Here is a 9915-nt window from a genome sequence, read left to right as displayed (position 1 = left end):
CGTCCGCCCTGCGAGCTCTCGTCGCGCCACCGCCCGTCCCGACCGCGCCCGCCCCGCCGCCGCTTCCTGGTCAGGCGATCCCGAGGGCGCCGCCGAGTGCCTTGCGCACCCAGTCGCGATAGGCAGCGACGGTCCAGCCGGCCCCGCCGACCAGCAACTGGTAGGCCTCCGGGTTGCCGATGGCCCAGATCGCCGCGGCCCCCTCGTCGTCTGTGAGCCCGGCGAGGCATCCGCGCGATCGCAACTCCGCGGCGGCGAGCCGGTAGTTGCGTAGCCGCTGCGCGTTGCGCGCCCGCTCAACGGCGGCCGCTTCTCCGTCCACGGCCGCGGCCTGATGAATCACCGACCACACCCTCGCGGTGCGCCCGTGCACCTCCACGAACCAGTCGGCCAGCACCTCGATCACCGCCGCGGCGTCCACGGCGGCGCGAGTGCGTTCCCGCATGAACTCGGCAACCGGGGTCGGGGATGCAGGTCCAGACGCCGCGGAATCCAGCATCGCCGAGAGCAGGGCGGCCTTGTTGCCCACGGCGTTGTAGATGGTCTGCACCGAGACTCCGGCGAGGTGCGCAATCGCGCCGATCGACGTGCCCACGTAGCCGTTGGCCAGGAAGAGCGTGCCCGCCGCGTCGACCACCTGCCGCCGGGTGACGGCGGCCTGCGCCTCGCGCAGGGTCGGAGCGGCGCCGTTGGTCACAAAAGTTAGCATAGCGTTCTACTGATTAGAACGCTATTCTAGTGAGAATTCAAGGAGGAGCCATGGAACACATCGACACCATCGTGGTCGGGGGCGGCCAGGCCGGCCTCGCCACCGGTTACCACCTCGCTCGGCTCGGGAGAGCGTTCGTGATCCTCGACAGCGAGCAGCGCATCGGCGACGGCTGGCGCCGGCACTGGGACTCGTTGCGGCTCTTCACCCCGGGGAGGTTCAGCGGACTTCCCGGAATGCCCAACCCGGTGGGCCGCAATGCCAACGCCACCAGGGACGAGTTCGCCGACTACCTGGAGACCTACGCGAACACGTTTGCTCTGCCCACCCGCTCCGGAGTGACCGTGACCGCTCTCAGCCGTACGGACGACGGCTTCGCGCTCGCCACCACGGCCGGGCCGATGACTGCCCGGCAGGTGGTGGTCGCCGGTGGACCGAACCGGCTGCCGCGCGTTCCCGACCTCTCCCACGAGCTCCACCCGGGCATCCGGCAGCTTCACTCGTCGGAGTACCGCAACCCGTCGCAACTGCCGGCGGGAGACGTGCTGGTGGTCGGCGCCGGAACGTCGGGGGCGCAGATCGCGCTCGAGCTCGCGGCCACCCGCCGGGTGACCATCGCCGGTCGGCCAACGGTCCATATCCCGGACGCGGTGTTCCGCTACGCCGGGGGCGCCTATTGGTGGCTCGTGAGCAATGTGCTCACGGTGGACACTCCGCCCGGTCGCAGGGTCGCCGCGGGGTTCGGCAAGCGGGGCGCGCCGCTCATCAGCGTCTCGATGCGCCAGTTGGATGCGGCGGGCGTCACGCGCGTGCCCCGCATCACCGACGTGCAGGGCGGCCGTCCCGTCGCCGGTGAAGCCAGCCCGGTCTGGCCGCCGACAGAATCCGCGGCCACCGTCATCTGGGCCACCGGCTACCGCCCGGACCTTCGCTGGCTGCCGGCCCTCCGGGTGAACGACGACGGGCTGCCGGTCACCCGTCGCGGCGTGGTCGACGACGTTCCCGGCCTCTACTTCGTGGGGATGCCGTTCCAGTACGCCCTCACCTCGGGACTCATCGGCGGGGTGGGACGGGACGCGGCATTCATCGCGGATCGGGTGGCCGCGCGCGCGAGGTCGACGGAAACGGGAACGATTGGGGCGTCGACTCGGTTGGGTTGAGGGGTGCGCCTCGGCGGTGCACGGCAGAAAGGCACGCTCCATGACCATCCCGCTGTCCATTCTCGACCTCGCCCCCATCGCCCCGGGGCACACCGTCCGGGAGAGCTTCGCGGCGAGCGTCGCGCTCGCGCAGACCGCCGAACGGCATGGCTACGCGCGAGTCTGGTACGCCGAGCACCACAACATGCCCACCATCGCGTCGTCGGCCACGAGCGTGCTGGTGGGGTACATCGCCGCACACACGTCTACCATCCGGCTCGGCTCCGGCGGCGTCATGCTGCCGAACCACTCGCCGCTGACGATCGCGGAGCAGTTCGGCACCCTCGCAGAGTTGTACCCGGGCCGCATCGACCTCGGTCTCGGCCGGGCGCCCGGCAGCGACCAGACCACCGCTCGCGCGATGCGGCGCGACCCTCGCGCGTCCGACCAGTTTCCGCAGGACGTGCTCGAGCTGCAGGCCTACCTCCGCGGCGAGTCGATCATCCCCGGCGTGCAGGCGGTACCCGGCGCGGGCACAAACGTGCCCCTCTACATCCTCGGATCGTCCCTCTTCGGCGCCCGGCTCGCGGCCGCTCTCGGGTTGCCGTACGCGTTCGCCTCGCACTTTGCGCCGGATGCCCTGCACGAGGCAATCGACACCTACCGCCGCGACTTCCAGCCGTCCCTGCAACTCGCCGAACCCCACCTGATCGTGGCGGCCAACGTGATCGCCGCCGAAGACGGGGCGGATGCCGCCCTCCAGTTCGAGATCACCCGTCGCTCCCGGGTGCGCGGCATGATTGCCCGCGGGCCATCGGCTCCCGACTACTCCGACGACCAGATCGACGCGTTTCTCACCACGCCGGAGGGCCGCAACATCGCGAACATGATGCGGTACACCGCTGTGGGCACGCCCGCCGAGGTACGGACCTGGCTCGAGGACTTCGCCGCCTCCACCAAGGCCGACGAGCTCATTCTGGCGCACCAGGCCCGCGACGTGGCGGACCGGTTGCGTTCGGTGGAGCTCACGGCCGAGGCGATGAGCGGGGCGGCGGTCTAGTCACGTCGTGCAGCGCCCCGGGCGGTCCCGCCGTCAGGCATGCCGGTCGGCAGCGCCGCCCGACGACCCGGTCCATCGCGCCTTCCGAGGAGCCGGTCGGCCGCGCCGTCAGGCTCGTCGTCGGCAGTGCCCCCTCGCGAGCGCCCGCCGTCGAGTCTCCCTAGTGCCGAGACTCCGTCCACAGCGCCAGCAGCTCTCGCGCGAGCCAATCGGTTTGGGCGTTGGAGCGAAAGGGACTCATCGAATCGCGGGCCGACGTCAGCATGAGCTGAGCGCTGTGCCCCGAATTCTCGGCGGACACGATGATCGTCCGTAGCGGCGATCGGCCGGCTGGCTGATTGCCGATGGTCAGACCGGTCACCCGGTTCCAGGGCACAAAGGCCGAGGGCTCCGTGCTGCGGGCCCGGAACATCCGGATGCCTTCCGCGTTCGCAACCGCGCCGACGCGTCCGCCCAGGGATGGTCCCCCCTCTCCCGCAGTCGCGATGAGCCCCAGCCGGGCGAGACCCGTGACGAGTCCGGGACCTCGTGTGGCGAGAAACTCCAGATCGTCCGGATAGCGCTCGGACAGCCGTTGCAGGGCGCGCGATCTCGAGAGAGCGACGCTGGCGAGCGCGACGAAGATCAACATCCCGTATCCGAGCGGGACCAGCAGGAGCACCGGCGACCAGCCTTCCGGCGAGTTCGCGACCGAGGACGAGTACAGGAGCGCAAACACGAGGGCGACGGTGAATACCCCGAAGGTGGCAGCGGCCATGGCGACCGCCCGTGTCGCCGTGGGACGGGGGTTGACATTGACCGGGTCGAGGGACCTCAGCGGGGAGTCCGGGATCGGCATGCCGCCTCCCCCCGCCAGGACCGTTCCCGTTCTGCTGTCGAGGACGGGGAGCATAGGACTCCCGTCTGCCGTCGTGGTGTAGCCCGCCTTCTTCTCCGCGCGGGCGCGAACGAAGAGGCCCGCCCAGGTTGCAAGCCAGACCAGGGCGATGGCCACCCAGAGAGCGATGATCAACTCGGCGTACCGCGGATGGCGGCCGGCCTTCTGAACGAACTCGTAGGCGAAGAACAGGGCAACCGCGGCCAGGCCCCCGACCACCGAACTGAGCACGTTGAGCAGCAGCCATCCTCGGGCGGAGAGCCCGGGAAGAGCCGATGGCACGGGTTGAACACCGGTCATGCTGAGCCTTTCTTAGATTCCAAGTATGCATCGACCGAGCCGAGATCGCGGCACGGCGCGGCGCGGCACGGCCACAACGCGGCAGCGGGATGCCGTTAGGCTCGACTAATGGCCATCGCACGAGAACCCGTCGCCGGGCGCCTCGAAGGCACTCTGACCACCTGGAATGACCAGCGGGGCTTCGGATTCATCACCCCCTCAGGCGGCGGTCGCACCGTGTTCGTGCACATCTCGGCGTTCGCGCCCCGGGACACCCGACCGCTCACCGGCGAGTTGCTGACCTTTGAGAGGGATGCCGCCCCGGAAGGACGCGAGCAGGCAACGCACGTGAAAGCCGTCGCGGTGCCCGCACCCAAGACCACGTTGCCCACGAACCGCGCCCCCACAGGCCGGACAGCCATGCCGCGCACCGCGAAGCCGCGCCACAAGCCCGCCCCACCGAACCAGAGTCCGGTGAGCTATCTCGCCATCCTCGCCTTCATTGCTCTTTACGTATTCGTAAGTGTTGCGTGGACCGTGCCGTACTGGCCGATAGCGCTCTACCTCGTGATGAGCGTGCTCAGCTTCTTCGCTTACGCCTCCGACAAGGCCGCGGCGACGGCCGGGCGGTGGCGCACGTCCGAGAGCACACTGCTCGTGCTCGGCCTCCTCGGGGGCTGGCCAGGGTCGATCTTCGCCCAGCAGAGGCTGCGGCATAAGACGCGCAAGGCGACCTTCCAGCTGGCCTTCTGGGGCACGGTGCTGCTCAACATTGCGGCGTTCGTGACCATCGCGTCTCCAAGCGTCGCCGCACTCATCGCGCACCTGGGCTAGTCGGCACTGAGGTGCTCCGCCCTGCTGAGAATCACGCCCAGCCCTCACCATCCCGGGTTCAAGTAGCCGCACCCCACGCGGCCTGTCAGCTCGCCGCATGGATCTCCCTGACGTGAGGGTTACGGCTTCGTAAGGGGATGAGTATTCGTTCCTGGTCAATCGAAGCTGGTGGTCTGAGGTAGTACAAACCACCCACCCGGATGACTTGGTAGCCGCTGTTGTGCATCCACAGGTGATGTCGGCGGCAGAACAGGATTCCGTCGGCGATATTCGTCTGGCCGTTATCGCGTGCCCATTGGTTGATGTGGTGAGCCTCGCAGTATGAGGGCGGTCGGTCACATCCTTCGGCCATGCATCCGCCGTCTCGGACGGCCATGCCGGTGCGTTGTCGTTCGGTGAAGAGTCTCTTGTTACGTCCGACGTTCACGCATTGCCCGTCGTCGTCGAATCCGATGGAGATCGCCCCAGTGTCGCAGAGGTGGCGTTCGATCGTGGCGAATGAAACCGGGTCGGGGTGGCCTTCGATGTGGCCGTGGCCGGCACGCTGCCGAAGCTGCGTTTCGGTGACGATCACCCGCACCGCGGGCCGGCGCCGGCCGAAGAGCGTGCCCGGGTCGGCATCCACCGCGAGCCTGACCATGTCGACCAGCGCGTCGGCGGCGACCTGTTCGGTAGTGCGTTCATCGGCGAAGACCTCGCCCGCCCTGGCCCTGTCCTCCTCGGTCACGAATCGGGGACCACCGCGTCTGGGCGACAGGAGATCGTCGAACGCGCTGGCCAGGATCGTGCCCTCTTCGGCCGGAAGGCGCCAGGTGCCGCAGTACATTCCCGCCGCGTCCCACCACACCCGCACCGATCTCAGCTCGCGTCGCTCCTTCTCGCGCCGCTCGATGCCGTCCTCGTCGAGGGCGTCTCGCTCGTCACGCGCACTTCGGTAGACCTGTTCGGGGGTTCGACCGGTCGAGGTCTCGATCAGACGCGCGCAGGCGTGCGCGAGTTGTTCGGCGGTGACCGCCGGATCGATGTCGCCAAGCCCACGTCGAATCGCTTCGACCGCGTCCAGCGAGATTATCCCTGATTCGAGGGCTCCAGCGAGTAGCACCGGAAGCGACCCGTCGCCAGCATCCGCCTCGGATTGTGAAATCAAGGTGCCCACCTTGATCAGCTTCACGGCGTCCTGTCGGGAGACTCCGGTTACCGACTGGATCATTTGTTCCGTCGAGGAATACCCGCCTGCCCGAGCGAGACCGGCTTCCCCTAATTCATGATGCGACCTGCGCGCGATCTCTCCCGCGGCCAGGGCCGCATACCGGTCGGCGCAGGCCCGCAGCGCCGTGATCTTCCCCTGTGCCGCCAGCAGTTCCGCGTTCGACATCGCCGCGAAATCGGCGGCCGCGTCGCCGAACAGCGTCACGTCGCCAGCGGCGGTGCGAAGCTTTTCGGTGAGCGTTTCCATGTCCTTATTCTCTCACATTCGAATACCTGTTCTAATGGTTTGGGTGGAAAGGGGATAACTATCGCTCCACCGAACTCCTGCGGAGAAGAGCACACGGACAAGAGCACAAGGACAAGAGCACACGGAGAGGATCCACGGTGGCGAAGCGACCAGAGGAGAGGATCCGCGATGGCGAAGCGACCGAAGGAGAAGATCGGCAGCGAGAGGGCCGCCGAAGCGGAGGACCGGCCGCGGAGGAGGTGCGGCGGAGAGAGGCGCGGCGGCAGCCGGGCGGCGGAGGACGAACCTGAAGGAGACGCCGACGGAGCAACAACGTCGCGGCCCCCGGAAGTGCACTAAGAGAAGTGCACTAAAAGAAGTGCACTAAAAGAAGTGCACCAAGAACAGAACTCACAAGCTCGACACCGCGGCTATCCTCCGCCGCTGAACGATGACAGGCTAGGGCGAGTACCCCCGACGAAACGGAGCGACCATGCCTGACGGCGACGTGGAGACGATCGACAAGGGCGGCCGGTGGGTGAACCGGGTGACCGGCGAGCCGGAGCTCTCCGAGAGCTTCTCTGGCATGGACGAGGCCATCGGGGCCGGCCGCTCACTCGCGCGCCAGCTCGGCACTGCCCACATCCTGGTGCCCTCCGAGCCGACCGGCGTCATCACCGACCCGGCAGACTAGCCGTCGCATGACCCCGGATGCCCTGCGCGACTTCTGCCTCGCCCTGCCCCAAGCGACGGAGACGTTCCCCTTCGGCGAGGAGACGAGCGTCTTCAAGACGAGCGGAAACGACAAGATCTTCGCCATAGCGCCGCTCGACGCGGAGTCCCTCGCGGTCTCCCTCAAGTGCGATCCGGAGGAGAGCATCGCTCTTCGGGCGGAGTTTCCGCAGATCACCCCCGGCTACCACCTGAACAAGAAGCATTGGATCACGGTCCGGCTCGAGGGCGGCGTTCCGGATGAGCTGGTCGAGCAGCTGCTCACCGCCAGCCACGCGCTCGTGCGGCCGAGGGTGCCGCGCCGGACGCCCTCGTGAACGCGCAACTCACCCCCGATGCGGCCGGGTTCGTCGCCGAACGCCACCTCGCCGTGCTGTCGGCCCTCGGCCCGACCCGCGCGCATCCACTCGGTGCCGGTCGGCTTCACGGTGGAGGACGGCATCATCACGTCCGACGGCACCCAGAAGGTGCGCCACGTGGAGCGGTCGGGCCAGGCGACTGTCGCGCAGGTGGACGGCCGGCGCTGGATCACCTTCGTCGGCACGGCCGGCATCAACCGGGATCCGGATTCCTTGGCCCACGCCGTGGCTGTACTCTCGGCGCTACCGGCAGCCCTGAGTTAATCCCCGTCGCGTGGTGATCGAGATCGCGGTCGAGAAGGTGGATGGGGTCGCCGGGGATGCCGGCGCCCGCTACCGCCCCAGGTACGACATGACCGTGAGCACGCAGCATCCGCCGATCAGGGCCGCGAAGATCGCCAGCCAGACCACCGAGGGGACTCCGGTGCGGCGGTAGAGCAGGTACGCGTCCGAGGTGAGCAGCTGGTCGCGACGGCGCACGTGCACGCCGATCACCGTGACGAGCCCACGCACCGCGCCGACGAGCAGCGCGACCCCGAGCACGAGCAGCGCGTAGCTCTGCACCTCCGGCGTCGCGTAGACCCAGAGCGCAGCGCTCACCGCCACCGATGCGAGCACGACGAGGGCGCCGAACAGGTTGCGGATCACGAGCAGCGTCAGCAGCAGCACCAATCCACCCGCGAAGAGCGCGATGGCGGTGTAGCCGTTGAACACGCTCCACAGCTGCGCGGCCCCCACGAGGGCGGGTGCCGGATAGCCGAGGACGCCGCTCACGACGGTGCCGAACGTGCCGCGCCCACTGCTGAGCGCGTCACCGGAATGGTTGCGCCGGATCCGGATGCCGTGCACCACCCGACCGGACAGCACGGCGGCGAACGCGTGGCCGAGTTCGTGCACGAGGGTGGTGAACAACCCGAAGTACTGCCAGGTGGCGCGGGGAATGCTCAGCGCCGCCGCCGCGACGAGGATGCCGAGCAGCAGGGGAGGGGAGATCGCGACCGCGGTCCGGGCGAAGAGTGCCGCCCAGTCGGTGAGGGCGTTGGAAGTATCGATGCCCCCCAGTCTCTCAGTCCCTAGGCGGCGCGCCAGCGCAGCCGCGCGTCGGTGGCGGTTGTCGTGCAGCGCATCGCGGTGCCCTTCGCGGTCACGCCCGTCGCCCCGGCCGTCGAACAGAAGGCGCCGGGATGCACGACTCCCGCCGGTGGCGGAGCCGGAGCAACCGGCGCAGGCGCAACCGGCGCGGGCGCGGGAGCCGCCTTCACCGGGGCCGGCTGCGGGGCGGGCGCGACCACCGGGGGAGCGTCGACCACCGGCTTGGGCGCCGACGCGAACGGGGACGACACGGCCGCCTGCGCCGGGCAGGTGGTCAGCACGCGCAGCATCGCAGCGTGCTCGGCCGGCGTCACCCACAGCCCGTAGGTCGCCTTCACCGACACCTGGTGGCTTACATACTCGCAGCGGAATGCTTTTGCAGCGGGCAGCCAGGTGGCGGTGTCGCCGTCGCTCTTCTGCTCATTGGAGCGGCCGTCCACCGCGAACAGGTTGATCGGATCGTTCGCCAGCGCCACCCGCTGCCCCTGGGTCAGCTGCCGGGCGCCGGTGCGCCACGCGTCACCAAGCGACACGACATGGTCGATCTGCACGGCGGTGGATGTGCGGTTTCCGCGCACGAAGTCGATCGACTGCCCGGTGTACGGGGACCTCAGCCGGCCGCTCAACACACGACAGCTGCCCGACTTGGCAACCGCCGCGAGGTCGCGGCTCAGAATATCGTTGCGGGTATCGCATCCGTTTCGGTCTTGGTCGATCCAGGCCGCGCCGAACATCACGGTCCGGGCATATCCCGTCATCGGCGCCTTTCCCTTCACCGGGAGAGTGGCGAGGAGGGCGAGCGCGGTCGTGTCGGTGGTGGACGAGTCGGCGATCGCCACCAAGGCGGTCCCCGCCGACGCGGAGCCCGCCGGCTCGGTCACGTGGCTAGGGTCCGCGGCGGATTCGGCGGTGAACGCGAACTGGGGCGCCTGCACCGGGGCGGGAGTGGAGGTGGCAAGCCGGATGGCGGAGTCCGCGCGATGCCCGGCGCCGCCGTCCGCCGGCACGAGGGCCCCGCCGACGATGGCGGCGACGACCGCGGCCGCCGCGACGAGTGCCGCGACCTTTCGACTCGGGATGGATGCCCAGCTCCCGCGCCCGGTGACGAGCGAGTAGAGGCCGGTGAGCAGGCATCCGAAGGCCAGCATGATGAGGAACCCGCCGAAGCCGGCGGTCGGAATGGCAAAGATCGCGAACAGCACGATCAGCCCCGAGGCGACCCAGAAACTGGGGCGAGTGAAATGGCGCGAGACACGCACGGGTTCGGAACTGTCGGGCATCGGCTCGCTTTTCTTCAGTTGTTCTCACTTGAACCTAGGCGGGTATCGTCAGAACGGTCAGTCCCTGTTCGCGGGTCGCGCCGACTGGCCCCAAATCTTCGGCGGGGGAGTCTGTCCCC

Annotated in this window: 11 protein-coding genes; 6 read left to right on the top strand and 5 right to left on the bottom strand. The window is 68.8% G+C overall.

The genetic code is table 11. From position 1 onward, the window contains the following. Positions 1–70: 70 nt before the first annotated feature. Positions 71–697, bottom strand: a complete 627-nt coding sequence (locus VIM54_RS13320; protein ID WP_331902017.1) for a TetR/AcrR family transcriptional regulator — start codon at positions 695–697, stop codon at positions 71–73. A gap of 62 nt (positions 698–759) precedes the next feature. On the opposite strand from VIM54_RS13320, the gene VIM54_RS13315 reads away from it, so the two are divergent. Next, complete coding sequence (locus VIM54_RS13315) at positions 760–1869, top strand: NAD(P)/FAD-dependent oxidoreductase (RefSeq protein ID WP_331902015.1); 1110 nt, start codon at positions 760–762, stop codon at positions 1867–1869. Between the two features lie 40 nt (positions 1870–1909). Then, on the top strand, positions 1910–2908 hold the full coding sequence (locus VIM54_RS13310; RefSeq protein WP_331902013.1) for an LLM class flavin-dependent oxidoreductase: 999 nt from the start codon (positions 1910–1912) through the stop codon (positions 2906–2908). A 160-nt stretch (positions 2909–3068) separates the two neighbouring features. Here the strand turns inward: VIM54_RS13310 and VIM54_RS13305 are convergent, their stop codons facing one another. Beyond that, positions 3069–4085, bottom strand: a complete 1017-nt coding sequence (locus tag VIM54_RS13305; protein ID WP_331902012.1) for a hypothetical protein — start codon at positions 4083–4085, stop codon at positions 3069–3071. A gap of 108 nt (positions 4086–4193) precedes the next feature. Here VIM54_RS13305 and VIM54_RS13300 point away from each other — a divergent pair, with 108 nt between their 5' ends. Then, positions 4194–4898, top strand: a complete 705-nt coding sequence (locus tag VIM54_RS13300) for a cold shock and DUF1294 domain-containing protein (RefSeq protein WP_331902011.1) — start codon at positions 4194–4196, stop codon at positions 4896–4898. Positions 4899–4983: 85 nt separating this feature from the next. On the opposite strand, the gene VIM54_RS13295 is transcribed toward VIM54_RS13300, so the two are convergent. Continuing rightward, positions 4984–6354, bottom strand: coding sequence for an HNH endonuclease signature motif containing protein (locus VIM54_RS13295; RefSeq protein WP_331902009.1), 1371 nt, complete (start codon positions 6352–6354; stop codon positions 4984–4986). 472 nt (positions 6355–6826) lie between these two features. Between VIM54_RS13295 and VIM54_RS13290 the strand changes: the two genes are divergently transcribed. From VIM54_RS13290 to VIM54_RS13280, 3 genes are all read left to right on the top strand, one after another. Then, entirely contained in the window at positions 6827–7027 is a 201-nt protein-coding gene (locus VIM54_RS13290) for a DUF2188 domain-containing protein (protein ID WP_331902008.1), read from the top strand. Between the two features lie 7 nt (positions 7028–7034). Continuing rightward, positions 7035–7382 carry an MmcQ/YjbR family DNA-binding protein gene (locus VIM54_RS13285; RefSeq protein ID WP_331902006.1) on the top strand — a complete coding sequence of 116 codons (348 nt, stop codon included), beginning with the start codon at positions 7035–7037 and terminating at the stop codon, positions 7380–7382. A 93-nt stretch (positions 7383–7475) separates the two neighbouring features. Beyond that, positions 7476–7688 (top strand): hypothetical protein, encoded by a 213-nt coding sequence (locus VIM54_RS13280; protein ID WP_331902004.1) that lies wholly within the window; start codon positions 7476–7478, stop codon positions 7686–7688. A gap of 69 nt (positions 7689–7757) precedes the next feature. Here VIM54_RS13280 and VIM54_RS13275 read toward each other — a convergent pair whose 3' ends face one another. Both VIM54_RS13275 and VIM54_RS13270 read right to left on the bottom strand, forming a co-directional pair. Next, a complete protein-coding gene (locus VIM54_RS13275; protein ID WP_414673226.1) occupies positions 7758–8402 on the bottom strand; it encodes a M50 family metallopeptidase in 645 nt (214 codons plus the stop codon). A gap of 95 nt (positions 8403–8497) precedes the next feature. Continuing rightward, a complete protein-coding gene (locus tag VIM54_RS13270) occupies positions 8498–9796 on the bottom strand; it encodes an HNH endonuclease family protein (RefSeq protein WP_331902002.1) in 1299 nt (432 codons plus the stop codon). Positions 9797–9915 lie beyond the last annotated feature (119 nt).

Origin of the sequence: Lacisediminihabitans sp. (genome assembly GCF_036569425.1) — a bacterium.
GTDB lineage: Bacteria > Actinomycetota > Actinomycetes > Actinomycetales > Microbacteriaceae > Lacisediminihabitans.
The sequence above is the reverse complement of the archived record's forward strand: the minus strand, read 5'-3'. Positions and strand labels throughout refer to the sequence as shown.